Raw genomic sequence first — 25,045 nt, 5'->3', positions numbered from 1 at the left:
CGCCCCATGGAATCGATTGATGACGCGGCCGCCGGGAATTGGGGGGGCGGCGGTCGCCTGACCGTCGATCTTGGTGCGCTGGCGCGCAACTGGCGCACCCTTGCCGATCGCGCCGGCGGCGCCGAGACCGCCGCGGCGGTCAAGGGAGATGCCTATGGCATCGGCCTCGCAGAGGCCGTGCCGGCTCTGGCGAAGGCGGGGTGCCGCACATACTTCGTCGCCCTGCCCCAGGAAGGCATCCAGCTGCGCACGCTCGCGCCGGCCGCCACGATCTATGTCCTGAACGGCCTCATCCCCGGAACGGCGACCCTCCTGGCAGAGAGTGCGCTGCAGCCCGTGCTTGGCTCCCTAGCGGAGATCGACGAATGGGCGGCCTACAAGGCGGCTGGAGGGGACGGCCGCGCGGCGTTGCATGTCGATACGGGCATGAACCGGCTCGGCGTCACGCTCGATGAGGCGGCAGGGCTGGCGGACCGTGCCGAAGCGCTTGGCCTATCGCTGGTCATGAGCCACCTCGCCTGTGCCGATCAGCCGGATCACCCGCTCAATGCCGCGCAGCTAGCCGCTTTCGGGACGGCGGCGCGCTTTTTTCCAGCGCTCCCCGCCTCGCTCGCCAATTCGGCCGGGCTGCATCTTTCGCCGGACTATCATTTCGATCTCGTGCGCCCCGGCATCGCGCTTTATGGCGGGCGGTTCGGAGATGCCTTCGCGGCGCTCGAACCTGTCGTCTGCGCCGAAGCGCGGATCGTGCAGGTTCGCCAGGTGGGCGTCGGACAATCGGTCGGATATGGCGCCACGCAGCATGTGACCCGGCCAAGCCGGATCGCGATCCTCTCGGCCGGTTATGCGGACGGCTATCATCGCCAGGCCAGCTCCAGCGACGGCGCGGCAGGCGCCAGCGCCTTCCTGCATGGCCGGCGCGCGCCGCTCGTTGGCCGGATCTCGATGGATCTTCTGGCGATCGATGTGACGGATATTCCGGAGGCGCAACGCGGCGATCATGCCGAATTGTTCGGCCCCAACATTCCGGTCGACGAGGTTGCCGCCCATGCCGGGACGATCGGCTATGAACTCCTGACCAGCCTCGGCAAACGCTACCGCCGACACTATCTGGGAGGGGCATGATGGCCTGTGCATCCTGATGGCCAAGGGTTTCTGATGGCCAAGGATCTTTGATGGCAAAGGCTCGTCTTCAGTTCATCTGCCAAAATTGCGGCGCGGTCAGTCCGCGCTGGCAGGGCCGCTGCGAATCCTGCGGCGAGTGGAACACGCTCGTCGAGGAGAACACGTCCGGCGGCATCGGCGGCGGGCCGGGCAAGGTTGCGGCGCGCGGCCGCGTCGTCGAGTTGCAGGCGCTGGCCGGCGAGAGCAAGTCGCCGCCGCGCATTGCCTCGGGCATCGCCGAACTTGACCGGGTCACCGGCGGCGGCTTTGTGCGCGGCTCGGCTCTGCTGCTCGGCGGCGATCCGGGCATCGGCAAATCGACGCTGCTGCTGCAGGCTTCGGCGGCGCTCGCGGCGCGCGGCGAACGCGTCGTGTACATCTCGGGTGAGGAAGCGGTGGCGCAGGTGCGGCTTCGTGCCGAACGCATGGGCGTTTCCGCCGCGCCTGTCGCGCTCGCGGCCGAAACCAGCGTCGAGGACATCCTCGCGACTCTTGAAGCCGGCAAGCCGCCGGCACTGGTCATTCTCGACAGCGTTCAGACCCTGTGGACCTCGACAGTCGAATCCGCACCGGGCACGGTGACGCAGGTGCGCGCGTCGGCGCAGGCGATGATCCGCTACGCCAAGCAGTCGGGCGCCACCATCATCCTGGTCGGCCATGTCACCAAGGACGGCCAGATCGCCGGCCCGCGCGTCGTCGAGCACATGGTCGATGCCGTGCTCTATTTCGAAGGCGAAGGCGGCCACCACTTCCGCATCCTCCGCGCCGTGAAGAACCGCTTCGGCGCCACCGACGAGATCGGCGTGTTCGAGATGACCGGCGGGGGTTTGAGCCAAGTGCCGAACCCATCGGAGCTTTTCCTCGGCGAGCGGAACGCGGCCTCGCCCGGCGCGGCCGTCTTCGCGGGCATGGAGGGCACGCGGCCCGTGCTGGTCGAGATCCAGGCGCTGGTCGCGCCTTCGCCGCTCGGGACGCCGCGCCGCGCCGTCGTCGGCTGGGACGGCGGACGGCTCGCCATGGTCCTTGCCGTGCTGGAATCGCATTGCGGGGTGAAGCTCGGGCCGCATGATGTCTATCTCGCGGTCGCTGGCGGCCTCCGGATCAATGAGCCGGCAGCGGATCTTGCGGTCGCGGCGGCGCTCGTCTCCTCGCTCTCCGGTATTGCTCTCCCCGCCGATTGCGTCTATTTCGGCGAGGTCAGCCTGTCTGGTGCCGTGAGGCCCGTCGTTCATGCCGCGCAGCGCCTGAAAGAGGCGCAGAAGCTGGGTTTCGCAAAAGCCGTGCTGCCAGTCCAGTCGATCGACAAGGAACAGGGCGAGACACCGGGTCTCGTCGGGATCGATCAGCTTGCCGGTCTCGTTGCCTCCATCGCGGCCTCTGGCCCGCCGGTGGCGCGGGAATTGATGCGCGAGGCGGTCGACAAGCGGCCGGCGCCGCGACGGACTGGGACGACAAGGTCGGACTAGCGAAACTTGGTTCGGTGAAGCCTCCGGCGTGGGGCGGTTCTGGGGGTCAACGGGACGATGTCGGTCACCATCCTCGATGGCGTTGTCGTAGTAGTCGTACTCATCTCGGCATTGCTTGCCATGGTGCGCGGCTTCGTGCGCGAGGTGCTGTCCGTTGCATCCTGGGTGCTGGCGGCGGTGGCGGCGTTCTATTTCTACAAGCCGCTGCTGCCCTATGTTGAGCCCTATATCGCCAACAAGAACATCGCCATCATCGCGACGGCTGCGGCCATCTTCTTCATCGCGCTGATCATCGTCAGTTATCTGGCGATGCGGATCTCGGATTTCGTCGTCGACAGCCGAGTCGGCCTGCTCGACCGGACGCTCGGATTCGTGTTTGGCGCCGCGCGCGGCGTGTTGCTGGTCGTCATTGCCTTCGCCTTCCTCAACTGGATCCTCTCCGACCGGCAGCCGGATTGGGTGGCGAATGCCCAGACAGCTCCCATATTGAAGCGACTGGGCGACCGCCTCGTGGCGGCGCTTCCCGAAGATATCGAAAAGACGATCCAGGAGCGGTTGCACGGCACGGCGCCCGAAGAGGCGACGCCTCCGGTCGACGCTCCAGCGGATTCGCCCGATGCCGCGACCACGCCGCCGGCCGCCATTCCGCCGGCGGCGACCGATCATCAGGCCCCGGCCTATGGCGGCAAGGAGCGGCAAGGGCTCGATTCGCTGATCGACAATGGCGACGCGCCGGCAGAAGAACCGGCGGCACCGAACGCGACCACCGGGGGACAGGCGAAACCGTAAGAGGCGCGCGGCCGGACAGTCGGCGCGGATAGGACATCATGGACGACTTCTCGCTGTTGCCCGCCCCGTCCGACGACGACGCGTTCCACGAGGAATGCGGCGTCTTCGGCGTTTTCGGCCATCCCGACGCCGCCGCGCTCACGGCGCTCGGACTGCACGCCCTGCAGCATCGCGGCCAGGAGGCGGCTGGTATCGCCGCCCATGATGGCCGCCAGTTCTCGATCGAGCGGCATGTCGGCCTGGTCGGCGACAACTTCACCCGCAAGGCTGTGATCGATCGCCTGCCGGGCATGCGCGCCATCGGGCACAATCGCTATTCGACCACCGGCGGCGCCGGGCTGCGCAATGTGCAGCCGATGTTCGCGGAATTTGCCGGTGGCGGCTTCGCGGTCGCCCATAACGGCAATCTCACCAACGCGATGGCGCTGAAGCGGGAATTGCAGCGTCGGGGCTCGCTCTTCCAGTCGACATCCGACACCGAGACGATCATCCACCTGATCGCGACCAGCAATCACGGCCGCCTGCTTGACCGCTTCATCGACGCGATCAGGCGCATCGAAGGTGCCTATTCGCTGGTGGCGCTCTCGGAAAAGAAGATGCTCGGCTGCCGCGATCCGCTCGGTGTACGCCCGCTCGTGCTCGGCAAGCTCGAGGATGCCTATATCCTCGCCTCCGAGACCTGCGCGCTCGACATTATCGGCGCGAGCTATGTCCGCGACATCAATGCCGGCGAAGTCGTCATCATCACCGATGAGGGCATCGAGAGCCTCTATCCGTTCGAACGCCAGCCCTCTCGCTTCTGCATCTTCGAATATGTCTATTTCGCCCGGCCGGATTCGGCTGTCGACGGGCGCGGCGTCTATGCGGTGCGCAAGCGTATCGGCCAAGAACTCGCGCGCGAAAGCGGCATTCCCGCCGATATCGTCGTGCCAGTGCCGGATTCCGGCGTGCCGGCCGCGATCGGCTATGCCGAGGAAGCCGGAATCCCGTTCGATCTCGGCATCATCCGCAACCACTATGTCGGACGCACCTTCATCGAGCCGACCGATGCCATTCGCCATATGGGCGTCAAGCTGAAGCACAACGCCAACCGCGCGATCCTCGCCGGCAAGCGCGTCATCCTCGTCGACGATTCGATCGTGCGCGGCACGACCTCGATGAAGATCGTCCAGATGGTGCGAGAGGCCGGCGCCAGCGAAGTGCATATGCGCATCGCCAGCCCGCCAACCACCGACAGCTGCTTCTATGGCGTCGATACGCCTGAGAAATCGAAGCTGATCGCCGCGCAGATGAGCGTCGACGAGATCGCCCGCTACATCAAGGCCGACAGCCTCGCCTTCATTTCGATCGACGGACTCTATCGCGCCGTCGGCGAGGCCAAGCGCAATGGCGAGGCGCCGCAGTTCTGCGATGCCTGCTTCACCGGCGAATATCCGACCCGCCTCGCCGACTATGAAGACCGCGGCAAGGTGCAGGCCCTGCCGCGTCTGGCCGAAGCAAGCTGAGACGCCGCCGCGAGCGCGGCGTCTTCCATTTTGCCACCAGGGCACAGCGGCGCGCGGCTGGTCCCTGACGACGCCAGCCTCGCGAATACCCTCTAGCCAAAGCAAGCCCCATGACCTCTCCCGATCTCTCCGGCCGCATCGTGGTCGTCACTGGCGCTTCGCGCGGCATCGGCTGGAACGCGGCGATCGCGCTCGGCGCGGCCGGCGCCCATGTGATCGCCATCGCCAAGACCGTCGGCGCGCTGGAGGAGCTTGATGACGCGATCAAGGCCAAGGGCGGCAGCGCCACGCTGGTACCGCTGGATCTGCGCGATCTCGACGCGATCGATCGGCTCGGCCTCTCCATCTATGAGCGCTGGGGCAAACTGGACGGACTGTTCGGCAATGCCGCATTGCTCGGCCTGATCACGCCAGTGGCGCATCTCGACCAGAAGGACTGGAACGACGTCATGACGGTCAACGTCACGGCGAACTACCGGCTGATCCGATCGCTCGATCCCTTGCTGCAGCGCTCGGACGCCGGCCGGGCGCTCTTCATGACATCGAGCGTCGGAACCGCTCACCGACCGTTCTGGGGCGCCTATGCAACTTCGAAGGCGGCGCTCGAGATGCTCGTCCGCACCTATGCCGCGGAAGTCGCCACGACACCGATCCGCGTCAACCTGTTCGATCCCGGCCGCCTCAGGACGCAGATGCGCGCCAAGGCAGCGCCGGGCGAGGATCCTACGACCATCGAGCATCCGAGCGTCGTCGCGCCAGATATCGTCCGCATGCTCGCACCCGATTTCATGGATCACGGAACGCGTTTCGAATATCCCTCGCGCAGCGTGACGCGGCTCCTCGCATGAAAACGGCGGCCCCCTCGCCGGGCGCCGCCGCATGTTTCTCTTGGGGCTTGGTCAGGGTCCGCTTACTGGCTGCCCTGTGAGCCGGCTGTGACGGCTTCCATCACACGGCTCAGATTGAAGCTGCCCGGCTTCTGACGCGGCGGGAAATCCTTGAAGCTCTGCAGCCAGGCGCCGACATAGGCGCCGGCCGGAGCCATGGCGAACATCCGTTCCATGTACCAGCGCTGGAAGCCCATCGCGTTCTCCTCTTCGGCCCGTTCGAACGGATCCATTCGGAGATTGGTCAGGAGCGGCGCGCGCAGTTCCTTGAACGGGTCCTGCCAGACGCGAAGACCGAGCGCATCCTGCTCGAGGAACGTGACCTTCCAATTGTCGTAGCGCAGCGCCGCGACACTGCCGTCATCGGTCCAATAGATGAACTCGTGCCGGGGCCAGGCGCCGTCGCCCTTCAGCGCCGGGCCGAGATCATAGCCGTCGAGATGAACCTTGTAGTCGCGGCCGCCGATGGTCTTGCCCTTGAGAAGCTCGTCCTTGGCGTTCGGATCTCCGGCGGCGGCGACCAGCGTCGTCAGCATGTCCTCATGCGCCGCGATGTCGTTGACAACCGTGCCCGGCTTGATGACGCCAGGCCAGCGGATCACCGAGGGGACGCGATAGCCGCCTTCCCAGTTGGTGTTCTTCTCGCCGCGGAACATCGTCGTGCCGCCGTCGGGCCAGGTGAAGGTTTCGGCGCCGTTGTCGGTCGAATACATGACGATGGTGTCATTCTCGATGCCGAGCTTTTTCAGCTCGTCGAGCAGCTGTCCGACCATCCCGTCATGCTCGACCATGCCATCGGCATAGATGCCGAGCCCGGTCTTGCCTTCAGACGACGGCTTCAGATGCGTGAAGACATGCATCCGGGTCGAATTCCACCAGACGAAGAACGGCTTGCCGTCCTGATGGGCCTTGTCCATGAAGTCGAGAGCCGACTTCGTGACTTCCTCGTCGACCGTCTCCATCCGTTTGCGAGTCAGCGGACCGGTGTCGACGATCTTCTGGCCGCCATCGGGCAGCGCCCAGGAATGGATCACGCCGCGCGGTCCGAATCGCTTCTTGAAGTCGGCGCCGGCCGGATAATCCGGATTCTCCGGCTCCTCCTCGGCATTCAAATGGTACAGATTGCCGAAGAACTCGTCGAAGCCATGCGCGGTCGGCAGCATCTCGTCTCGGTCGCCGAGATGGTTCTTGCCGAACTGCCCCGTCGCATAGCCAAGCGGCTTCAGCAGCGTCGCAATCGTCGGGTCTTCGGCCTTCATGCCTTCTGGCGAGCCAGGCAACCCGACCTTGGTAAGGCCTGTGCGGATCGGCGACTGGCCGGTGATGAAGGCGGCGCGGCCGGCCGTGCAGCTCTGCTGGCCATACCAATCGGTGAAAAGCGCGCCCTCATGCGCGATCGAATCGATGTTGGGCGTGCGGTAGCCCATCATTCCCTGATTGTAGGCGCTGATATTGAAGCCGCCGATGTCGTCGCCCCAGATCACGAGAATATTGGGCTTCTTGTCGGCAGCTCCCGCAGCGGGCGCGGCCAGCGCGGCAGCGGTGGCGAGGCAGGCAGCGAGCCAGCCACCTCGAAACGATCGTCTCATGATTGTCTCCCACAGTGATGTGGGGCGAACGCCTCCCAAGCTGCCCGCGCCCCTTGCGAGACGCGACCCCTCGACGGGCCCCCGGCGTCCGCCCTCGCCGTTGCCTAACATGGCGGACGGTGGGAGACTGTCCGCCGACGGACAATGCGAGGAAAATCGATGACGTCGATCGAGGCCGCGCGCGAGATCGCGATACGCGATACCTGGCTTCGTGAAGCGCCTGAGAGCTTTCGCTCCGCCGTGATCGAGCGCTGCGTGCTGCAGCGGTTCGACCCGTCTCAGGTCATCTATTCGGTCGGCGACGGACCCGGCGGCATCTACTGCCTGATCTCGGGCAGCGTCCGTGTCAGCGTCGCCTCAGCCGAGGATGGTCCGTTCTTCGCCCATATCATGCAGCCAGGCATCTGGATCGGTGAAGGCCCGCTGATTTCGCGGGGGCCGCGCGTCGTGGGTCTCTCGGCGGGGCGTCTCAGCGAGGTTCTGCTGCTGCCGCTGCCGGCGATCCTGTCGATCCTGGAGAGCCAGCCGATCGGTTGGAAGGCGGTCGCGCGCCTGACCTTCGATCATGTCAGCACCGCGATGACCGCGCTGAACGATCTGATGATCCGCGACGACCGGCGCCGGATGATCGCGACGCTGCTGCGACTGGGCGGCTGCCGCCTGGCTCCGGGTCTGGACCCCGTGCCACCGCCGATCGATCTCAGCCATGAAGATCTGGCAGCGATGGCCAATCTCGCCCGCACCACTGTGGCTGCCATCCTGCACGAGCTCAACGAGGCCAAGCTCGTCGAGCTGGCCTATCGCCGCGTCATCCTGCGCGAGCCGGACCGACTGCGCGCCTTGCTCACACATGTTTGAGCCGTAGCGCCTCGATCAGCGGCGCTTGTCCTTGTCGTCATAGGGATTTTCGCCCTTGCGCATCACGAGGCGCAGCGGCACGGCCTTCAGGTCGAAGGCTTCGCGGAGACCATTGATCAGATAACGGGTATAGGCCTCTGGCAGCGCTTCGGGGCGCGAGCAGAAGGCGACGAAAGTAGGCGGACGCGCCTTGTGCTGCGTCATGTAGCGCAGCTTGATGCGGCGGCCGGAGACGGCTGGCGGCGGATGATGCTCCAGCACGCCGGCCAGCCATTTGTTGAGCGCCGCGGTCGGAACGCGCTTGTTCCACGTCGCATAGACCTTCATGAGCTCGGTCATCAGCTTGTCGATACCCGAGCCTGTCAGGCCGGAGAGCGGCACCAGCGGAACGCCGCGCACCTGCGGCAGCAGCCGCTCGGCCATCTCGCGCAGCTCCGCCATCGCCTTTTGGCGATCCTCGATCAGATCCCACTTGTTGAGTGCGATCACGAGCGCCCTGCCCTCGCGGGCCACGAGATCGGCGATCTGCAGGTCCTGCTTCTCGAACGGCATGGTCGCGTCGAGCATCAGCACGACGACTTCCGCGAAGCGGATCGAGCGCAGCGCATCACCGACCGAGAGCTTCTCGAGCTTCTGTTCGACGCGCGCCTTCTTGCGCATGCCGGCCGTGTCGAAGAGGTTGATGCGGCGGTCGCGCCAGACCCAGTCGACGGAAATCGAATCGCGGGTGATGCCGGCTTCGGGGCCTGTGAGCAGTCGCTCCTCGCCGAGCATCGTATTGATCAGCGTCGACTTTCCGGCATTGGGGCGGCCGACGATGGCGACCTTGATTGGCTTGGCGGGATCGATCTCCGGGAAGATCTCTTCGCCGTCGGGGCCGATCAGGACCTCGTCCTCGCCCTCTTGTTCGTCCGTTTCTTCCTCTCGGATTTCGAACGGCAGGAGCGCATTGAAGAGATCGGCCATGCCCTGGCCATGCTCGGCCGAGATGGCCACCGGCTCGCCGAAGCCGAGGCTGTAGGCCTCCATGACGCCGTCCTCGCCGACCTTGCCCTCAGCCTTGTTGGCGATGAGCACGACCGGCTTGCCGACGCGGCGCAGCAGATCGGCGAAATGCTCGTCAACCGGCGTCACGCCGACGCGCGCGTCGATCAGGAACAGCGAGACATCCGCCTCGGCAATCGCCGCTTCAGTCTGGGCGCGCATGCGGCCCTCGAGGCTGGCGGGATCGGCTTCTTCGAGGCCGGCGGTGTCGATGATCGTGAAATTGAGATCGCCGATCCTCGCCTCACCCGGACGGCGGTCGCGGGTGACGCCAGGGGTATCGTCGACAAGGGCGATCTTCGAGCCAACAAGCCGGTTGAAGAGCGTCGACTTGCCGACATTGGGACGGCCGATAATGGCGGCGGTGAAGGACATGATCTCGTGCTTCCGGTTGGACCGGGCGTTCCCGATCATCATAGCCCGCCGCCGCGCCGCCGGCCAAGCCGGCAACGCCAGCCTCGCCCTACGCGAAGCTGCGCCGGGTCGTCCTCAGTCGATCACGTCTTGGCGGGCGCCTTGACGTCGCCGACCTTGGAGCGGATCAACTCCAGCATGAGATTGGCGCGGGCCTTGGTCGACTGCGGCGCCGTCGGATCATCCGAGATTTCGGTGAAATAGCCGCGTGCCGCCTCGAGATCGCCAACCCGCCAAGCCGTGAGGCCGAGCAGTTCGCGCGCCGAGTTGCGCCAGGGTCCGCCGGTCGCGGCGAGATCGTCGAGACGCGTCTTCATGCCCGCGAGATCGACGGTATCGACCAGCAGCATGGCGGCGCGGAGGCGCGCCATCGCCTTCAAGAGCGGAGGCGTCGAGCCGTTCGAAGCGATCGTGTCGAAGGCCTTGACGGCATCGTCGGTCTTACCGGTGCCCGCCATCTCGGCCGCGGCGCGGAACTGCGCGAGGACGGGGTAGCCACCAGTGCCGGTCTGCGAGAGGTCCTGCAGCGCCTTGAGCGCCTCGTCCTTCTTGCCGTCCTCGGCGAGTTGCAGCGCGGCGACGAAGCGATCACCCGTCGCGGCAGCCTGCTGCTCACGCCAATAGAGCCAGCCGCGCCAGCCGGCCGTCCCGACGACGATCAGGACCGCGACGATGAGGACATAGGGTCCAAAGCGACGCCAGAGGCGCTTCGCCTGCTCCCTGCGCAGATCCTCTTCGACTTCATGAAAGATATCGGTCATCGTTCCCCGTCCGGTCGCCGGTCAGCGGCCGGCACCATATAGAAGCGCCTACCGGCTGGCAAATGGCCGGATTCCGCGATGAATCCGGCGGCTTTCTCAGCGCTTCGGCTGATAGACATTGTCTTCGCCGGGGAAGGAACGCGCGCGCACTTCCTCGGCATAGGCGGCCACCGATTCTTCGATGAGCGCCCCGAGCGCCCCATAGCGCTTGACGAATTTCGGTACGCGCGGCGAAAGGCCGAGCATATCCTCCAGCACGAGAATCTGCCCGTCGCAAGCGGATGACGCGCCAATACCGATGGTCGGGATCGGAACGCGCGTCGTGATTTCGCGGGCGAGCGGTTCGACCACGCCCTCGACGACCATCGAGAAGGCGCCGGCCGCCGCGATCGCATCCGCATCGGCCAGAACCGCCGCAGCGCTCTCCTCGCTGCGACCCTGAACCTTGAAGCCGCCCATCGTGTTGATCGACTGCGGCGTCAGCCCGACATGGCCCATCACCGGCACGCCGCGCTCGACGAGAAAGCGCACGGTCTCCGCCATGTGGCGCCCGCCCTCCATCTTGACCGCGCCGCAGCCGGTTTCCTTCATGATGCGCGCCGCCGAGCGGAAGGCCACAGCCGGGCTCTCCTCATAGGAGCCGAATGGCAGGTCGACGACGACGAGCGCCCGCTTCGAGCCGCGCATGACCGCCTGCCCCTGCAGGATCATCATGTCGAGCGTTACCGGAACAGTGGTCTCGAGCCCGTGCATCACCATGCCGAGCGAATCACCGACCAGCATGAAATCGACGAAGCGATCGATGATCGATGCGGTATGGGCGTGATAGGCGGTGAGCGAGACGATCGGTTCACCGCCCTTGCGGCCCCGGATATCGATCGCCGTCAGGCGGCGGGTATTGACCTCGACGGACATCAGCGTTCTCCCGGTGCGGCGGTGCCGCGATCTTGTTGCGCCTTAAGTAGGGTGAAAGGCGGCCAAGCCGAAGCGTTTTCTTGTGCAGGCTGCCATGCCTCCAGCGCAGCCGATGGCAGCCCGAAAACCTTGCCCCACCCCGCGGATACCCGGGCTTCCTTACGAGTTATTCAACATTTTCGTGCAACGTCTGCGCTCATCGTACAAGCCGAGCGAGCGTTTACTTTCATGCGCATGTCTTTCAGGCGTTCGACTCTTCCCGCTATCGTCGGGGTCTTCCTCGCCGTCTTTCTCTTGCCTTCGCTCGCACGCGCCGAGGTCGTCGCGCAGGTCAGCCTCGCGTCCCAGGCCATGGTCGTCTATGTCGACGGCATTCCGCGCTATGACTGGGCCGTCTCTACGGCGCGCGCCGGCTATCGCACGCCGACCGGCTCGTTCCGGCCGACCCGCATGCATCGGATGTGGTATTCGAGGAAATACGACAACGCGCCGATGCCGAGTTCGATCTTCTTCCTCGGCGGCTATGCCGTGCATGGCACGTCACATCTGAAGGCGCTCGGCCGGCCAGCCTCGCATGGCTGCATCCGCCTTCATCCCGACAATGCGCGCACGCTCTACAGCCTGGTGTCCGATCAGGGCATGGGGAATGTGCGCATTGTGATCACACGTTAGGAAAATCGAAGCAGAACGGCGGGAATTGTGACGATTGTCACTGACCACGCCGGGTTGCTTCGCCTAGAACTTCTCGAACTGGGCCGAGCGTGGCGCAAGGTCCTCATCTCAACCTCTCAGCCGGCCTTCACATCCCCATGACCGTCCGCTTTTCGTTTGCCGCCCGCCTCACCGCCTCAGCCGCCGTCCTCGCAGCGTTTGCCGCTCCTGCCTCGGCCAATGTGCTGTTTCCCGGCCCCGCCAGTGTCTATGCCAAGGTCTCTATCGCCGAGCAGCGGATGCAGGTCGTGATCAAGCGCGGCGATGGCAAGAAGGAAACCTATAGCTGGAAGATTTCGACGGGGCGCAAGGGTTTCGAAACCCCGCCGGGCCAGTTCCGACCCGACTATATCGACGAGCTGCACCACTCGACGAAATACGAGAACGCCCCGATGCCCTATTCGGTGTTCTTCAATGATGGCATCGCCGTCCATGGCACGACGGAGCTGAAGCGTCTCGGCAGCCCGGCTTCGCATGGCTGCGTACGGCTCGACCCGCAGAATGCGGCCGTGTTCTTCCGCGCCGTCGCCGATATCGGCATGGAACGCACGGCGATCATCGTCGAAAAATAGACTTTACGGACCGCCGGGGCCGCCGCCACCGCCACGCCACCGGTCGCCAAGGGCGCCCGGTGCCAGGCCGAGCACGCCGCGGCCGATGCCTGTGCTGCCGTCGGGCGTCGCCATCTGCTGCTGTGACACCTGCCCCGCAGACTGGTCCTGCATCCGGCCGATCACGCCCTCGCGGAGCGTCAGGCCGCCGCCATCACCGCCGCCGGCGCCGCTGCGGATGTTGCCCAGGCGGCCGCCAGATGCGCTGCCGAGATCGATATTGAGGATAGCGGGCTGGCCAGGGGCCATGGTGGCAACGCTTCCGGACGAATCATTCACGACGAAGCCGGATCCGGTCTGCAGTTCGCTGCCATTGCGTGAGACGTAAGCCTCGATCGACAGCCGCGTGACGCCGGGGCCATCGGGGAGCCCGGCTAGCGCGATGCTTCGAACCATCAATCCGCGCAATGTGCGGTTGCCCCGCACGACGACACGGCGGCCGTCATAGCGCGCGTCGGGGCCGAAGAGGGACAGCCCGCCGATGTAGAGCGTCCAGCCTCGATAGGTGCCAGTCCCCACGACCTGATCGGGACGACCGCCGGCGGGCTCGACAAGGCGGGCAATGATGGTTTCATCCGGCCGGCGCAGCCCGCTCACGGCCACGCGCTGGCCGAGCACAAAGTCCTGGCTCCCGGTCGTGCCGAGGGAAACCCGCTGCCCGAGCACGATCATGCTTTCACCGTCGAGCGCCTCGACCGGACCGACGACCTCGCTCAGGATGTCGATATGGTCCGTCTGCAGCGTTCCATCGCGCTTGTGCGCCACCGCGCTGACGACCTGGCCGATCCGCATGTCGACCGGCCGGCTGCGCCGTCCGTCGATGGTCACGGCGACATCGTCGGCATAGGCGATGCGGTCGCCGTTGACGAAGATGCTGCCGAAGCGCTGGATCGAACCGAAGAAGCCGATCGATTCAGTCTGCGAGGATATGCCGGTTCCGCCGATGCCGCGATCGGATGGCGGCGTTTCATCGGCGAGCCCTGGCAGGGCACGCATGCCGACGAAACCAGCCAGCCCGAGGAGCAGTCCGCGGCGCGAGAGGACGAGTGGCCGACTCATTTCGTGCCCTCCCCTTCATCCTGCCCGGCAGGCCCATCATTATCGCCCCCGACACGCTCGGAATAGACATAGACGCCGAAATTCCATCGCCATCCGCCATCCGCGACGCCTTCCGTCGCCGTATGCGCCTCGCGATTGGCCGTTGTCAGCGCCTCCATCGCGATCTCGCGCGAACGCTGTTCGAGCATTTCGGCGATCGGTCGTGTCAATCCGTCATAGTGAACCGCGCGTTCGAGAAAGCGTGGGCGCTCACCCTCGACATTGGCAACGGCCGCCGCGATGTGGTCATGCAGGTTGCGGCCAAGATAATAGAGCTGCTGGTCGCTGCCGCTCTTGGGGATGAAGGCCTGCTCGGCGAGCAGGATTCGATCGTCGGCATCACGAGTGACGAGGCCGCGATCGAGCCATTCGTCGAGCACCACACGCGGCCGGACATCGCGCGTCACCGACTCGACCAGCCGGTCGAAGGATGGCTCGACATCGCTGCCCGTGCGGGGCAGCGGACGGGGCCGCCCGGCCCCATCTGAAAAATCGCTGTCGGCAAGCCAGCGCGCCAATATGCGGCTGGTACGCGAGATCGAGACCGGAACGACATTCACCGGCGCGCCAGCGCCACGCAGCCGGCTGACTTCCTTGCGGTGGATACCGGTGAGAAGGCTGACACGGCTGTCGGTCTGGCTTTTCGACGTCAGTGCAAAATCGTTCTCGGCGACATTGACGTAAAGCTCGCGCAGGAGATCGACCAGCGCCGGAAAGGTCAGCCCGCTGCGGATGGCGAGGCGGACGAGCGGACGCAGCAAGCGCGCAAGTGGCGCTTGCAGCCGCCCCGCATCGAGACCTGTCCGATCCTCTTCCGTCATCCGATCATTCCTATCGAGCCGTGGCCGGGAGACAATCCCTGTTCCGACAATTGTCCCTGGCATGGGCGAAGTCTCCGCTCGCTGTCTACGGGCGACACGGCTGCGCACCAGTGCCCCTCCTATAGACTGTGTGATAAATTCCCACAATCCCATCGAAACCAATTGACGTGGGAAAATTTCCCACGTATCAGTCCAGCAATGGCTGACGCATGGGACTGCGCCGAGCCTGACGCGAACACTTTCGGAGTGACGGCTTTGGACAAGCTCTATATCGACGCGACTGTGCCCCTGCGCTGGGGTCCCCATCCCCCGGTGGGCATTCCGCGCGTTGAAACGGCGATCGTTCGTCAGGCCATGCGCAGCGGCCGTTCCGAAAAGTCGCGCGAGGCCCGCTTCTTCATGATCAATCGCAATGGCGAGGCCCGTTTCCTCGATCGGCGCGAACTGGCCTATCTCGGCGATCTGGTCGAGGGCCGCGTGTCGGCGATCGAGTCAGGTGCCGGTGAGACCCTGTCGAAGCGCATCGAAATGGTCATGAAAGCGATCCGCTCCGGGGCGATGAATTCCGGCAAGGAGTTCGATCGCGTCTCGGCATCCTATATTTCCGGGCGCAACGATCGCCGCGGCCTCGGCTATCAGACGGCAAAGACGTTCATCCGCGCCGCCAAGCTGGTTGCCGGCCGGCCGGCGAAGCGCCTGCCCGAGCCCGATCCGCTCGCCGATCCGGGCGCGAACTGTTTCATTTCAACCGCGGGACTCCACAGCCTTGCCAACAGCGAACGCCGGTACGGCATCGCAGCGAGCCTCGCAACGGTGCTCCACGACCTGATCCCGCTTGAGCATCCCGATCTCGTCGACCGCAGCCATGCCCGCAATTTCGAGCGCGACGTCGAATGGATGTTCGCGCACTGCGACCGCATCATCACGGTTTCGGCTCACACCGCGGAAGCGGCACGAGGCTATGCCGCGAAGCATGAGATGGATCGGCCGCCGGAAGTCGCCGTGTCGCGGCTCGGCTCCTTTCTCAAGGAGGGGCTGAAGCAGAAGGCGCTCGATCCCGTCGGCGCACTCGCGGGCCAGCGCTTCGCGCTCTATTGCTCGACGATCGAGATCCGCAAGAACCACATCATGCTTCTAAAGACATGGGCGCGGTTGATCCCGCTCCTCGGCGAGAGGCTGCCGAAACTCGTCTTCTGCGGCCGTTGGGGCTGGATGAACGATGAGGTCGAGGCCTATATCGCCGCCCATCCGGAACTCCAGAGCCACCTTGTGCTGCTCCAGGACATGAGCGACGCACAGCTCGGCTGGCTCTATGCACATGCCGATTTCGGCCTCTATCCGTCGCTGGCCGAAGGCTGGGGGCTCGGCGCCGCCGAATGTCTCGATTTCGGCCTGCCCGTCCTCATTTCCGACACGCCCTCACTGGCCGAAGCCACTCAGGGCCTGATGCCGGTCATCGAAAGCGGCGATGTCGAAGGCTGGGCCGCTGCGGTGACGCGCGCCGTCCTCGAGCCGGAATGGCTGCAGGAACTCACCACGCGGATCATGATGGGATACAAGCCGATTTCGGAAACCCGCTTCAGCAGCCGCGTGCTGTCGCTGGTGGCCGATGAGGAAAGCGAGCGCGGCAGCGAAGGCGTGAGGGCCGAACCCACCGGCCTGAAGCAGGCGCTGCCGCGTCTCGCCCCCTGGCGGGGGCAGCAGCCTAGCCACGAAAATGCCCGGCTCGCCGGCATCTGACCGATCGGCTCAGGCGCCGAACATGTTGCTGAGCCGTTCGGGCGTCCATCCGAGAACATTGTACGCATACCAGAGGCCAACCATCAGGATGGCGCTGACGATCGACGTGATGATCGCCTTACGAACCAGCATCGGCTTCCAGGGAGCGCTCGGCGTCGTGCCGAGCGTTACCTCGCCTTCCTCCTCCTGCGTCCGGATGCCAAACGGCAGGATGGTGAAGATCACCAGCCACCAGATGATGAAATAGATCGCAATCAGGCTGTAGATACGCATCGTCTCAAGCCTCCTCGAGTTCGAGCAGCGTGCCGATGAAATCCTTGGGATGCAGGAACAGCACCGGCTTGCCATGCGCCCCGATGCGCGGCCGGCCATCCCCAAGAATGCGGGCGCCTTCCGCTGTCAGCCGGGCAGCCGCGGCGGCGATGTCATCGACCTCGAAACAGAGATGATGCACCCCGCCCTCCGGAACGCGCTTCAGGAACGCCGCGATCGGCGATCCCTCGCCCAAGGGAGCGAGCAGTTCGATCTTGGTATTCGGCAATTCGACAAACACGGTCGTCACGCCATGTTCCGGCAGGTCTTGCGGCGCCGAGACGCGCGCACCGAGCGTGTCCCGATAGATGGCAACGGCGGCGCCGAGATCTGGAACCGCGATCGCCACATGATTGAGCCGCCCGATCATGGCTTGCTCCTTGTCGCGGCCGCCGTTGCGGCGGCCATCAGCCGAGCGTCATACGGCTGCGACGAAGATCGTGCAAACGGGCTTTTTGCCCCAGATGTCGCGGACGGCAGCCCGCACCGCCCGCCGAAGCGCGTCGCGCACCAGTTCGACATCGCGCCGCCGCGCCCGCGGAATGCTCTCGATCGTGCCGAGCACAGCGCTCATCACCGTTGCCTCGAACGGCTCGCCGGTCGGGCCGATGAGCGGGAGGCCGACAAGCCCGACCTCCGGTTCGCTGGCGAGCCCGCCCTTGCTGTCGAGCACGACCGACACCGCCACATGGCCTGCAAAGGCCAGCTTCTTGCGATCCGGCACGCCGACGCCATCGAGATCGGCGGTGATGCTGCCATCCTTGTAGAGCCGGCCGACCGCGACATCGTCGATCGCTCCGGCAGGACCGGGCGCAAGGCGGACCATGACGCCGTCCTCGATCTCGATGACGCGCGGCACGCCCTGTTCCTTGGCAAAGCGGGCATGGGCCGCGAGATGCATCGGCTCGCCATGCACCGGGATCGCGATTTGCGGACGCGTCCAGCGATACATCTCGGCCAACTCGTCGCGGCGCGGATGGCCGGACACATGCACGAGGCGGTCGCGATCCGTCACGACGATTACGTCGTCGGAGGCGAGCTGGTTGATGATGCCGTTGATCGCCTTCTCGTTGCCCGGAATCGGGCGGGCCGAAAAGACCACGGTATCTCCAGGCGAAAGGCCGATGAATTTATGATCGTCAGCGGCGATGCGCGCCAGCGCGGCGCGCGGCTCGCCCTGGCTGCCGGTCACGATGGCCACGACTTTGGAGCGCGGCAGATAGCCATAGGATTCCTCGTCGAGGAATGGCGGCAGGCCTTCGAGATAGCCGAGTTCATGCGCAACCTGGCAGGCGCGATGCAACGCCCTGCCGACAAGGACCACCTGCCGCTCGGCTGCCAGCGCCGCGAGCGCGATCGAGCGGATACGAGCGATGTTCGAGGCGAAGGTCGTGAAGAAGACACGCCCTTCCGCCTCGGAGACGAGCTTGGCCAATTCGCGCGCGACTTCCGTCTCGCTGGGGCTGCGCCCCTCGCGCAGGGCATTGGTCGAATCGCAGACAAGCGCGAGCACGCCCTCGTCGCCGATCGCCGAAAGTCGGGCCGCGTCCGTGACGGGGCCGATCACCGGTTCGGGGTCGAGCTTCCAGTCACCGGTATGGATGACCGTGCCGAGCGGTGTGCGGATCGCCAGCGCCATCGGCTCGAGGATCGAATGGGCGACCGCAATGAACTCGACGTCGAACGGACCGATGCTGCGCCGCTCGCCCGGTCGTACGATCGTGACGGGGATTTCGGGTGAGCCCGGGTGCCCTGCCCGCTTCGCGGCCAGAAGCCCTGCGGTGAAGGGGCTCGCATAGACGGGAACCCGCAGCCGCGGCCACAGATCGAGCAGCGCGCCGAAATGATCCTCATGCGCATGCGTGATCACGATGCCGGCGAGATTGGTCCGCTCTTCCTCGAGATAGGCGATATCGGGGAAGATCAGATCGACGCCCGGCAGATCCGGACCCGCAAAGGCGACACCGAAGTCGACCGCCAGCCATGTGCGCGCATCCGTCGGCCCGAGCCCATAGACGGCGAGGTTCATGCCGATCTCGCCGACGCCGCCGAGCGGCAGGAAGACGAACTCATCAGTCTTCGAGCGCGCGGCCTTCATGCGCGCACCGTGGCGACTGCGCCGAAATGCACTTCACCGGCGGCAATGGTCCGCGAAAGACCGCTCGCCGAGCGGACCACGAGACGGCCCTGCTCGTCGATCGTCTCGAAGGCGCCGGAGAAGACATCCTCGCCGACCCGTACCGCGACCGGCTCGCCAAGCCCGGCGGCGCGTTCGAGCCAGAGCTTGCGGATCACTGGGAAGCCGCGTCCACCGTCCCAGATACGGATGAGCCCGGCAAAGGCGTTCGATAATGCAATGAACACGGCTGGCGACGCGATGCGCAGTCCCAGCATCGCCAGCGACGTCGCGGGATAGGGCAAGCCCTCGGGCGCCGCTACGACGTTGACGCCGATACCGATCGCGACTGCCAGTTGGCCACCATCGAGGCGCTCCGCCTCAAGGCCGATGCCCGCCAGTTTGCCACCGTCGAGGAGCACGTCGTTCGGCCATTTGAGGCGCAGCCGATCGGCCCGGCCGGGCGCGCCGACACCGTCGAAGGCGTCGAGCCCGATACGGACAGCGAGGTCGGGTGCTACGGCCCGAAGCGCCTCGTCGAGCGCGAGACCGGCCACGAAGCCGAGCGTCGCCGCGGTCGCCGGGTCGTGCGGCGTGACGATCAGGAGCGTTGCGGCGAGATTGCCGACAGGGGCAACCCAGGCCCGACCGCGCCGGCCGCGACCGGCCGTCTGTTCGGCGGTGACGAACCAATGCGCGCCCGGATCACCGGCGCGCGCGGCAAGGATCGCCTCCTGATTGGTGGAGCCGATCGCGGGATAGGCGGTGAGCCGATAGCCGGCCGACAGTGCCGAGGGTCCGAGCGCGAATTCCACGTCAGAAGAAGGTCTTGGCGGCAGCAGCAGCCGCCTGGCCGAGCGGGCCGGCGAAGACCACATAGAGGATGACGAAGGCGCCCGAGAGACCGAGAACGACCCGGAGCGAACCCGACATCGGCTCGAAGGCACCGGCCGGCTCGTCGAAATACATCACCTTGACGAGGCGGAGGTAGTAGAAAGCGCCGACGACGCTGGAAAGCACACCGACGATCGACAGCATGTAGAGATGCGCCTCGATCGCCGCCAAGAAGACGTAGAACTTGGCGAAGAACCCGGCGAGCGGCGGGATGCCGGCGAGCGAGAACATCAGCATCGCGAAGATGAACGCGATGACCGGATGGGTGCGCGACAGGCCGGCGAGATCGCTGATCTCCTCGACCGCGCTGCCCCGGCGGCGCATGAAGAGAATGACGGCAAACACACCGAGCGTCATGGCGACGTAGATCGCCATATAGACGATGACGCCCTGGACGCCCGCCTGCGTGCCAGCCGCGAGGCCGACCAGCGCAAAGCCCATATGGCCAATCGACGAATAGGCCATCAGGCGCTTGATGTTACGCTGTCCGATTGCCGCGAAGGCACCGAGCAGCATCGAAGCGAGTGCGACGAAGGTGATGACCTGCTGCCAGTCGGCCACTGCCGGGCCGAAGGCGCCGGCGAGCACGCGGACGAACATGGCCATCGCAGCGGCCTTGGGCGCCGCGGCCAGGAAGGCGGTGACCGGGGTCGGCGCGCCTTCATAGACGTCGGGCGTCCACATGTGGAACGGCACCGCCGAAACCTTGAAGGCAATGCCCGCAATCACGAAGACAATGCCGAATACGAGCCCAACCGAAGCCGGCCCGCCCGAAAGCGCCGCCGCGATGCCGGCAAAATCGGTATGGCCGGTGAAGCCGTACACCAGCGAGGCGCCGTAGAGCAGGATGCCCGAGGAGAGCGCGCCGAGGACGAAATACTTGAGGCCGGCCTCGGACGACTTCTCCGAGTCCCGGTTGATCGCGGTGACCACATAGAGCGCCAGCGACTGCAGCTCGAGGCCGAGATAGAGCGAGATCAGGTCGCTCGCCGAGATCATCAGCATCATGCCGAGCGTCGCGATGACGATCAGCACGGGATATTCGAACCGGTCGAAGCTCTCGCGGCGCGCATAATCCGCCGACATAAGGATCGCGAAGCCGGCGCCGATCAGCGACAGCACCTTCATGAAGCGCGCAAAGGGATCGAGCACAAAGGCGCCGGAGAACGTGACGCCATCCGGCGTCATGAACAGAAGCGCGAGGCCGGCAATGACGACCACGACCACCGACAGCGACGTCACGAGCGCGGTGCCGCGCTCGCCCTTGAAGACGCCGATCATCAGGAGCACGAGCGCACCGATCGCCAGGATGAGCTCCGGCAGCACGGGCGAGAGGACGGGCAGAGGCGCGAGTTCCATCATAGTGCGTCCTGGTTCGTCACTCGGTTCGTCATGGGGGCGGTCTTTGTCATCAGTTTCACTTGGCCGCGACGGCGAGCTTGCCTGCAGCCGAGAGGGCCGCCTGGTAGTTGGTGATGAGATTGTCGACCGAAGCCGACGTCACGTGGAAGATGGGCGTCGGGTACACGCCGAAGAAGATCGTGAGCACCACCAGCGGCACCAGGATCGTCAACTCCCGGCGCGACAGGTCGAAGATCGACATGAGCGCCGGCTTGTCGAGCGGCCCGAGCATCACGCGGCGATAGAGCCACAGCGCATAGGACGCCGACAGGATGACGCCGGTGGTCGCGAAGAAGGCGACCCAGGTGTTGCTGCGGAAGGCGCCGAGCAGTGTCAGGAACTCACCGACGAACGCCGAGGTGCCGGGCAGACCGACATTCGCCATCGTGAAGAGCAGGAACACGGCCGCATAGAACGGCATGCGGTTGACGAGGCCGCCATAGGCGCTGATCTCGCGGGTATGCATCCGGTCGTAGATGACGCCGACGCAGAGGAACAGCGCGCTCGCCACGATGCCGTGTGACAGCATCTGGAAGATCGCGCCCTCGACGCCCTGCGGGTTCATCGTGAAGATGCCCATCGTCACATAGCCCATATGGGCGACGGACGAATAGGCGATCAGCTTCTTCATGTCCTCCTGCATCAGCGCCACCAGCGAGGTGTAGATGATGGCGACGACGGAGAGCGTATAGATGAAGGGTGCGAAATCGGCCGAAGCGAGCGGGAACATCGGCAGCGAGAAGCGCAGGAAGCCGTAGCCGCCCATCTTCAGCAGCACGCCGGCCAGGATCACAGAACCGGCGGTCGGCGCTTCCACATGCGCGTCTGGCAGCCAGGTATGAACCGGCCACATCGGCATCTTCACCGCAAAGGACGCGAAGAAGGCAAGCCATAGCCAGGTCTGCATCGAGGCCGGGAACTGGTGGTTCAGCAGCGTCGGGATGTCGGTCGTGCCCGCCTGCCAGTACATCGCCATAATGGCGAGGAGCATCAGCACCGAACCCGCGAGCGTATAGAGGAAGAACTTGAACGCCGCATAGACGCGGCGCGGCCCGCCCCAGATCCCGATGATCAGGAACATCGGAATGAGGCCGGCTTCGAAGAATACGTAGAACAGCACCAGATCGGTCGCGCAGAACACGCCGATCATCAGCGTTTCGAGCAGCAGGAACGCGATCATGTATTCGCGGAAACGCTTCTGGACCGAGAACTTCGACGCAATGATGCAAGCCGGCATCAGGAAGGTGGTCAGAATGACGAACAGCATCGAGATGCCGTCGACGCCCATCGAATAGCGGATGCTGCCGCCAAGCCAACCGGCCTGCTCGACGAACTGGAAGCCGGCGCTGGTGTTGTCGAAATCCTTCCAGATCAGGAGCGAGATCACGAAGGTGATGATCGTCGTCCAGAGCGCGATCCAATAGATGTTGCGCCGCGCAGCCGCGTCGTCGCCGCGGATGGTCAGCAGCAGCAGCGCGCCGACCGTCGGCAGGAAGGTTACGGTCGAAAGGATCGGCCAGTCGGTCATTTAGGTCAAATCCTCAGCGCGCGAACATCATCCATGTGACAAGCGCCGAGACGCCGATCAGCATGGCAAAGGCATAGTGGTAGACGTAGCCGGTCTCGAGACGGACGACGCGCTTGGTGACGTCCACGACGCGGGCGGAAATACCGTCCGGACCGAAGCCGTCGATCAGCCAGCCATCGCCCTTCTTCCAGAGGAAGCGGCCGAGCCACTTCGCCGGGCGGACGAACAGGAAATCGTAGAGCTCGTCGAAATACCACTTGTTGAGCAGGAACCGGTAAAGCAGCGGCTGCTCCTCGGCGAGGCGCTTCGGCACCTCGGGCGAGCGGATATAGAACCAGTAGGTGAGCGCGAAGCCGATCACCATCATCAGGGTCGGCGCGAGTTTCACCCATTCCGACATCTCATGCATGGCATGGAGGACATGATTGTCCGGATTGGTGAACAGCGCGCTCTTCCAGAACTCGGCATAGCCTTCGCCGATGAACCGGTTCTCGAAGATCATGCCAGCGAACAGCGCGCCGAGCGACAGCACGATCAACGGTATCGTCATCGACTTCGGCGATTCATGCACATGGGCCATGACCTCTTCCGAAGCGCGCGGCTTGCCGTGGAAGGTCATGAAGATCAGACGCCATGAATAGAACGACGTCAGCAGCGCCGCCGCGACCGTCAGGAACCAGGCATAGCCGGCGAGCGGGTTCTCTGCGACATAGGCCGCCTCGATGATGGCGTCCTTCGAGAAGTAGCCGGCCGTGAATGGGAAGCCTGTGATCGCGAGCGTGCCGGCGATCATCGCCCAGTAAGTGATCGGCAGGTGCTTGCGAAGGCCGCCCATCTTGCGCATGTCCTGCTCGCCGCTGACCGCATGGATCACCGAGCCGGCGCAGAGGAACAGGAGCGCCTTGAAGAAGCCGTGCGTCAGGAGATGGAAGATGCCGGTCGCGAACGCACCCGTGCCGAGGCCGACAAACATGTAGCCGAGCTGCGAGCAGGTCGAATAGGCGATCACGCGCTTGATGTCGTTCTGGACCAGTCCGATCGTCGCCGCGAAGAAGCACGTCGTCGCGCCGAAGAACGTGACAACTGTCAGCGCCGTTTCCGACAGGCCGAACAGCGGCGACATGCGCGCGACCATGAAGACGCCAGCCGTCACCATGGTGGCGGCATGGATCAGCGCCGAGACCGGGGTCGGGCCTTCCATCGCGTCCGGCAGCCAGGTGTGCAGCAGAAACTGCGCCGACTTGCCCATGGCACCGACGAACAGCAGCAAGCAGACGGTGGTCAGAGCGTCGAAATCCCAGGACAGGAAATGCAGCTTCGTGCCGACGGCTCCGCCCGCATTGGCGAAGATCGTCTGGAAATCGACCGAGTTGAAGAGGACGAAGATGCCGAAAATGCCGAGCGCGAAGCCGAAATCGCCGACGCGATTGACCACGAAGGCCTTGATCGCAGCGGCATTGGCCGACGGGCGCTTGAACCAGAAACCGATGAGCAGATAGGAGGCGAGGCCCACGCCTTCCCAACCGAAGAACATCTGCACGAGGTTGTCGGAGGTCACCAGCATCAGCATGGCGAAGGTGAACAGCGACAGATAGGCGAAGAAGCGCGGTCGGTGCTCGTCATGGGCCATATAGGCCCATGAATAGAGGTGGACGAGCGAGGAGACCGTCGTCACCAGAATGAGCATCACCGAGGTGAGCGTGTCGATGCGGAACGCCCAGTTGAAGGAGAGCGTGCCGGAAGTCACCCAGGGCAGCACGTTCACAAAGACAGGCTCGCCGCTCGGCGCGGTCACCGTCAGGAATGCGATCCAGGCGAGAATGGCCGAAATGAACAGGAAACCGGTCGTGATGATCTCGGCCGGACGCGAGCCGGGCGCCGCTGGCGCATGATCGTCATGACCATGGCCGTGATCGTCATGCGCGTGCGCATCGTGGCCATGGTCGTCATGTGCGAGGGCGGCATGATCATGGTGGCCAGCGTCGCTGCCCTCGGCCGGCGCGCCGACCATCGCGGCGCGGTAGCTGCCCGAAAGCGCGATCACGCCGGCGATGATGGCGCCGATGAGTGGAAGGAAGACGATCGCGGAATACATCGGAGCCTCAGCCCTTCATCAGATTGATGTCTTCGACCGCGATCGAACCACGATTGCGGAAGTAGACCACGAGGATGGCGAGGCCGATCGCTGCTTCAGCGGCAGCGACGGTCAGCACGAACAGCGCGAAGATCTGGCCGACGAGATCGCCGAGGAACGAGGAAAACGCCACGAAATTGATGTTCACGGCGAGCAGGATCAGCTCGATGGACATCAGGATGACGATGACGTTCTTGCGGTTGATGAAGATGCCGAACACGCCGATCGTGAACAGGATCGCCGCGACCGCCAGATAGTGGGGGAGACCGATCTCCATGATTGTGATC

23 protein-coding genes are annotated in these 25,045 nt (G+C 65.0%); 9 read left to right on the top strand and 14 right to left on the bottom strand.

The genetic code is table 11. The annotated features are described in order from the left end of the window. Positions 1-6: 6 nt before the first annotated feature. The 5 genes from alr to LB518_RS02300 all read left to right on the top strand — a co-directional run bounded on the left by alr (position 7) and on the right by LB518_RS02300 (position 5,772). Positions 7-1,125 carry an alanine racemase gene (gene alr, locus LB518_RS02320; RefSeq protein ID WP_224572552.1) on the top strand — a complete coding sequence of 373 codons (1,119 nt, stop codon included), beginning with the start codon at positions 7-9 and terminating at the stop codon, positions 1,123-1,125. A 50-nt stretch (positions 1,126-1,175) separates the two neighbouring features. After that, positions 1,176-2,630, top strand: coding sequence for a DNA repair protein RadA (gene radA / locus LB518_RS02315; protein ID WP_224572550.1), 1,455 nt, complete (start codon positions 1,176-1,178; stop codon positions 2,628-2,630). A gap of 57 nt (positions 2,631-2,687) precedes the next feature. Next, complete coding sequence (locus LB518_RS02310; RefSeq protein ID WP_224572548.1) at positions 2,688-3,419, top strand: CvpA family protein; 732 nt, start codon at positions 2,688-2,690, stop codon at positions 3,417-3,419. 38 nt (positions 3,420-3,457) lie between these two features. Next, on the top strand, positions 3,458-4,924 hold the full coding sequence (gene purF, locus LB518_RS02305; protein WP_224572546.1) for an amidophosphoribosyltransferase: 1,467 nt from the start codon (positions 3,458-3,460) through the stop codon (positions 4,922-4,924). Between the two features lie 110 nt (positions 4,925-5,034). Further along, the gene (locus LB518_RS02300) at positions 5,035-5,772 is read left to right on the top strand and encodes an SDR family NAD(P)-dependent oxidoreductase (protein ID WP_224572544.1); all 738 of its coding nucleotides are present in this window, start codon (positions 5,035-5,037) and stop codon (positions 5,770-5,772) included. Positions 5,773-5,834: 62 nt separating this feature from the next. On the opposite strand, the gene LB518_RS02295 is transcribed toward LB518_RS02300, so the two are convergent. Then, entirely contained in the window at positions 5,835-7,400 is a 1,566-nt protein-coding gene (locus LB518_RS02295) for an arylsulfatase (protein ID WP_224572542.1), read from the bottom strand. Positions 7,401-7,559: 159 nt separating this feature from the next. On the opposite strand from LB518_RS02295, the gene LB518_RS02290 reads away from it, so the two are divergent. Continuing rightward, positions 7,560-8,258: a Crp/Fnr family transcriptional regulator gene (locus LB518_RS02290; RefSeq protein ID WP_224572540.1), complete on the top strand. Its 699-nt coding sequence runs from the start codon at positions 7,560-7,562 to the stop codon at positions 8,256-8,258. Between the two features lie 15 nt (positions 8,259-8,273). On the opposite strand, the gene der is transcribed toward LB518_RS02290, so the two are convergent. The 3 genes from der to panB all read right to left on the bottom strand — a co-directional run bounded on the left by der (position 8,274) and on the right by panB (position 11,392). Then, positions 8,274-9,677: a ribosome biogenesis GTPase Der gene (der, locus tag LB518_RS02285; protein WP_224572538.1), complete on the bottom strand. Its 1,404-nt coding sequence runs from the start codon at positions 9,675-9,677 to the stop codon at positions 8,274-8,276. Positions 9,678-9,799: 122 nt separating this feature from the next. Further along, positions 9,800-10,477, bottom strand: coding sequence for a tetratricopeptide repeat protein (locus tag LB518_RS02280; protein ID WP_224572536.1), 678 nt, complete (start codon positions 10,475-10,477; stop codon positions 9,800-9,802). Between the two features lie 96 nt (positions 10,478-10,573). Then, positions 10,574-11,392: a 3-methyl-2-oxobutanoate hydroxymethyltransferase gene (gene panB / locus LB518_RS02275; protein WP_224572535.1), complete on the bottom strand. Its 819-nt coding sequence runs from the start codon at positions 11,390-11,392 to the stop codon at positions 10,574-10,576. 228 nt (positions 11,393-11,620) lie between these two features. On the opposite strand from panB, the gene LB518_RS02270 reads away from it, so the two are divergent. Together LB518_RS02270 and LB518_RS02265 are read left to right on the top strand one after the other, a co-directional pair. Then, entirely contained in the window at positions 11,621-12,064 is a 444-nt protein-coding gene (locus tag LB518_RS02270) for a L,D-transpeptidase (RefSeq protein ID WP_224572533.1), read from the top strand. 137 nt (positions 12,065-12,201) lie between these two features. Then, the gene (locus LB518_RS02265; RefSeq protein WP_224572531.1) at positions 12,202-12,675 is read left to right on the top strand and encodes a L,D-transpeptidase; all 474 of its coding nucleotides are present in this window, start codon (positions 12,202-12,204) and stop codon (positions 12,673-12,675) included. A gap of 3 nt (positions 12,676-12,678) precedes the next feature. On the opposite strand, the gene LB518_RS02260 is transcribed toward LB518_RS02265, so the two are convergent. Both LB518_RS02260 and LB518_RS02255 read right to left on the bottom strand, forming a co-directional pair. Next, on the bottom strand, positions 12,679-13,773 hold the full coding sequence (locus LB518_RS02260) for a DUF5666 domain-containing protein (RefSeq protein WP_224572529.1): 1,095 nt from the start codon (positions 13,771-13,773) through the stop codon (positions 12,679-12,681). Beyond that, positions 13,770-14,633: a DUF6502 family protein gene (locus tag LB518_RS02255; RefSeq protein WP_224572527.1), complete on the bottom strand. Its 864-nt coding sequence runs from the start codon at positions 14,631-14,633 to the stop codon at positions 13,770-13,772. Before LB518_RS02255 ends, LB518_RS02260 begins: the two co-directional genes overlap by 4 nt. Positions 14,634-14,888: 255 nt before the next feature. Between LB518_RS02255 and LB518_RS02250 the strand changes: the two genes are divergently transcribed. Further along, positions 14,889-16,373: a glycosyltransferase gene (locus LB518_RS02250; RefSeq protein WP_224572525.1), complete on the top strand. Its 1,485-nt coding sequence runs from the start codon at positions 14,889-14,891 to the stop codon at positions 16,371-16,373. 9 nt (positions 16,374-16,382) lie between these two features. On the opposite strand, the gene LB518_RS02245 is transcribed toward LB518_RS02250, so the two are convergent. Genes LB518_RS02245 through nuoK form a run of 8 tightly spaced genes read right to left on the bottom strand, consistent with a single transcriptional unit; the run spans position 16,383 to position 25,035 of the window. Then, positions 16,383-16,646, bottom strand: a complete 264-nt coding sequence (locus LB518_RS02245; RefSeq protein ID WP_224572523.1) for a DUF1467 family protein — start codon at positions 16,644-16,646, stop codon at positions 16,383-16,385. 4 nt (positions 16,647-16,650) lie between these two features. Then, positions 16,651-17,055, bottom strand: coding sequence for a methylmalonyl-CoA epimerase (mce, locus tag LB518_RS02240; protein ID WP_224572521.1), 405 nt, complete (start codon positions 17,053-17,055; stop codon positions 16,651-16,653). 48 nt (positions 17,056-17,103) lie between these two features. Further along, positions 17,104-18,783 carry a ribonuclease J gene (locus LB518_RS02235; RefSeq protein WP_224572519.1) on the bottom strand — a complete coding sequence of 560 codons (1,680 nt, stop codon included), beginning with the start codon at positions 18,781-18,783 and terminating at the stop codon, positions 17,104-17,106. Then, on the bottom strand, positions 18,780-19,616 hold the full coding sequence (locus tag LB518_RS02230; protein ID WP_224572517.1) for a biotin--[acetyl-CoA-carboxylase] ligase: 837 nt from the start codon (positions 19,614-19,616) through the stop codon (positions 18,780-18,782). The genes LB518_RS02235 and LB518_RS02230 overlap by 4 nt, the downstream gene beginning before the upstream one ends. A gap of 1 nt (position 19,617) precedes the next feature. Further along, positions 19,618-21,054 (bottom strand): NADH-quinone oxidoreductase subunit NuoN, encoded by a 1,437-nt coding sequence (gene nuoN, locus LB518_RS02225; protein ID WP_224572515.1) that lies wholly within the window; start codon positions 21,052-21,054, stop codon positions 19,618-19,620. A 58-nt stretch (positions 21,055-21,112) separates the two neighbouring features. Beyond that, positions 21,113-22,624, bottom strand: coding sequence for an NADH-quinone oxidoreductase subunit M (locus LB518_RS02220; protein WP_224572513.1), 1,512 nt, complete (start codon positions 22,622-22,624; stop codon positions 21,113-21,115). 13 nt (positions 22,625-22,637) lie between these two features. Further along, on the bottom strand, positions 22,638-24,719 hold the full coding sequence (gene nuoL, locus LB518_RS02215; RefSeq protein WP_224572511.1) for an NADH-quinone oxidoreductase subunit L: 2,082 nt from the start codon (positions 24,717-24,719) through the stop codon (positions 22,638-22,640). Positions 24,720-24,726: 7 nt separating this feature from the next. Next, a complete protein-coding gene (gene nuoK, locus LB518_RS02210; RefSeq protein WP_073051129.1) occupies positions 24,727-25,035 on the bottom strand; it encodes an NADH-quinone oxidoreductase subunit NuoK in 309 nt (102 codons plus the stop codon). Between the last annotated feature and the right edge of the window lie 10 nt (positions 25,036-25,045).

It is taken from the genome of Mesorhizobium sp. BR1-1-16 (assembly GCF_020165495.1).
Lineage (GTDB): Bacteria > Pseudomonadota > Alphaproteobacteria > Rhizobiales > Kaistiaceae > Kaistia.
Note: the sequence above shows the minus strand (reverse complement) of the source record. Positions and strands in the feature narration are given on the sequence as shown.

What these genes read in the sequence shown, in the direction of transcription:
- alr (WP_224572552.1), top strand. Translation starts at nt 7, where the DNA reads ATGGAATCGATTGATGACGCGGCCGCCGGGAATTGGGGGGGCGGCGGT.
- radA (WP_224572550.1), top strand. Translation starts at nt 1,176, where the DNA reads ATGGCAAAGGCTCGTCTTCAGTTCATCTGCCAAAATTGCGGCGCGGTC.
- LB518_RS02310 (WP_224572548.1), top strand. Translation starts at nt 2,688, where the DNA reads ATGTCGGTCACCATCCTCGATGGCGTTGTCGTAGTAGTCGTACTCATC.
- purF (WP_224572546.1), top strand. Translation starts at nt 3,458, where the DNA reads ATGGACGACTTCTCGCTGTTGCCCGCCCCGTCCGACGACGACGCGTTC.
- LB518_RS02300 (WP_224572544.1), top strand. Translation starts at nt 5,035, where the DNA reads ATGACCTCTCCCGATCTCTCCGGCCGCATCGTGGTCGTCACTGGCGCT.
- LB518_RS02295 (WP_224572542.1), bottom strand. Translation starts at nt 7,400, where the DNA reads ATGAGACGATCGTTTCGAGGTGGCTGGCTCGCTGCCTGCCTCGCCACC.
- LB518_RS02290 (WP_224572540.1), top strand. Translation starts at nt 7,560, where the DNA reads ATGACGTCGATCGAGGCCGCGCGCGAGATCGCGATACGCGATACCTGG.
- der (WP_224572538.1), bottom strand. Translation starts at nt 9,677, where the DNA reads ATGTCCTTCACCGCCGCCATTATCGGCCGTCCCAATGTCGGCAAGTCG.
- LB518_RS02280 (WP_224572536.1), bottom strand. Translation starts at nt 10,477, where the DNA reads ATGACCGATATCTTTCATGAAGTCGAAGAGGATCTGCGCAGGGAGCAG.
- panB (WP_224572535.1), bottom strand. Translation starts at nt 11,392, where the DNA reads ATGTCCGTCGAGGTCAATACCCGCCGCCTGACGGCGATCGATATCCGG.
- LB518_RS02270 (WP_224572533.1), top strand. Translation starts at nt 11,621, where the DNA reads ATGCGCATGTCTTTCAGGCGTTCGACTCTTCCCGCTATCGTCGGGGTC.
- LB518_RS02265 (WP_224572531.1), top strand. Translation starts at nt 12,202, where the DNA reads ATGACCGTCCGCTTTTCGTTTGCCGCCCGCCTCACCGCCTCAGCCGCC.
- LB518_RS02260 (WP_224572529.1), bottom strand. Translation starts at nt 13,773, where the DNA reads ATGAGTCGGCCACTCGTCCTCTCGCGCCGCGGACTGCTCCTCGGGCTG.
- LB518_RS02255 (WP_224572527.1), bottom strand. Translation starts at nt 14,633, where the DNA reads ATGACGGAAGAGGATCGGACAGGTCTCGATGCGGGGCGGCTGCAAGCG.
- LB518_RS02245 (WP_224572523.1), bottom strand. Translation starts at nt 16,646, where the DNA reads ATGCGTATCTACAGCCTGATTGCGATCTATTTCATCATCTGGTGGCTG.
- mce (WP_224572521.1), bottom strand. Translation starts at nt 17,055, where the DNA reads ATGATCGGGCGGCTCAATCATGTGGCGATCGCGGTTCCAGATCTCGGC.
- LB518_RS02235 (WP_224572519.1), bottom strand. Translation starts at nt 18,783, where the DNA reads ATGAAGGCCGCGCGCTCGAAGACTGATGAGTTCGTCTTCCTGCCGCTC.
- nuoN (WP_224572515.1), bottom strand. Translation starts at nt 21,054, where the DNA reads ATGGAACTCGCGCCTCTGCCCGTCCTCTCGCCCGTGCTGCCGGAGCTC.
- LB518_RS02220 (WP_224572513.1), bottom strand. Translation starts at nt 22,624, where the DNA reads ATGACCGACTGGCCGATCCTTTCGACCGTAACCTTCCTGCCGACGGTC.
- nuoL (WP_224572511.1), bottom strand. Translation starts at nt 24,719, where the DNA reads ATGTATTCCGCGATCGTCTTCCTTCCACTCATCGGCGCCATCATCGCC.
- nuoK (WP_073051129.1), bottom strand. Translation starts at nt 25,035, where the DNA reads ATGGAGATCGGTCTCCCCCACTATCTGGCGGTCGCGGCGATCCTGTTC.